The 1,107-nt window shown below is 72.0% G+C and carries 1 protein-coding gene; it reads left to right on the plus strand.

Going from position 1 to position 1,107, the window contains the following annotated elements; all coding sequences use genetic code 11:
- Window positions 1–1,006 (plus strand): 2-oxoglutarate dehydrogenase, E2 component, dihydrolipoamide succinyltransferase (gene sucB, locus ACFXA3_RS42890; RefSeq protein ID WP_385197037.1); only part of this gene is annotated, 1,006 nt, incomplete at its 5' end.
- Between the last annotated feature and the right edge of the window lie 101 nt (window positions 1,007–1,107).

The raw sequence follows: 1,107 nt of genomic DNA on the forward strand, positions 1-1,107 counted from the left end.
CCCCGTGGCCGCTGCTCCGGCTCCGGTCGCCGCCCCGGCTCCGGTTGCCGCCCCCGCCGCCCCGGCCTCCGCCGGTGACGAGGGCGCGTACGTGACCCCGCTGGTGCGCAAGCTCGCCTCGGAGTCCGGCGTCAACCTGGCCTCGGTCTCGGGCACCGGCGTCGGTGGCCGTATCCGCAAGCAGGACGTCCTGGCCGCCGCCGAGGCCGCCAAGGCCGCCGCTGCCGCCCCGGCTCCGGCCGCCGCCCCGGCCGCCAAGGCCCCGGCTGCCGCCGCGGTCTCGGAGCTGCGCGGTCAGACCGTCAAGATGACCCGTATGCGCAAGGTCATCGGCGACAACATGATGAAGGCGCTGCACTCGCAGGCTCAGCTCAGCTCCGTGGTCGAGGTGGACATCACCAAGATCATGAAGCTGCGCGAGCAGGCCAAGGCGTCCTTCCTGGCCCGTGAGGGCGTCAAGCTCTCGCCGATGCCGTTCTTCGTCAAGGCCGCCGCCCAGGCGCTGAAGGCCCACGCGGTCGTCAACGCCCGGATCAACGACGACGAGGGCACCATCACCTACTTCGACTCGGAGAACATCGGCATCGCCGTGGACTCCGAGAAGGGCCTGATGACCCCGGTCATCAAGGGTGCCGGTGACCTCAACCTGGCGGGCATCTCCAAGGCGACCGCCGACCTGGCCTCCAAGGTCCGCGGCAACAAGATCACGCCGGACGAGCTGTCGGGTGCGACCTTCACCATCAGCAACACCGGTTCGCGCGGTGCGCTGTTCGACACCGTCATCGTGCCCCCGAACCAGGTCGCCATCCTGGGCATCGGTGCCACGGTCAAGCGCCCGATGGTCATCGAGACCCCCGAGGGCACCGTCATCGGCGTGCGCGACATGACGTACCTGACCCTGTCCTACGACCACCGCCTGGTGGACGGCGCGGACGCGGCCCGGTACCTGTCGGCCGTCAAGGCGATCCTCGAAGCGGGCGAGTTCGAGGTCGAGCTCGGCCTGTAAGGCTCACGCCGCACCGGCAGACCCTCGTACCGGGGGCCCCCCCCGCCCCGGGGGGGCCCCGCGGGCCGGCGGGGCCCCGCCACCCCCCCCCCCAGCGCGCC

Source organism: Streptomyces sp. NPDC059456 (assembly GCF_042750055.1).
Lineage (GTDB): Bacteria > Actinomycetota > Actinomycetes > Streptomycetales > Streptomycetaceae > Streptomyces.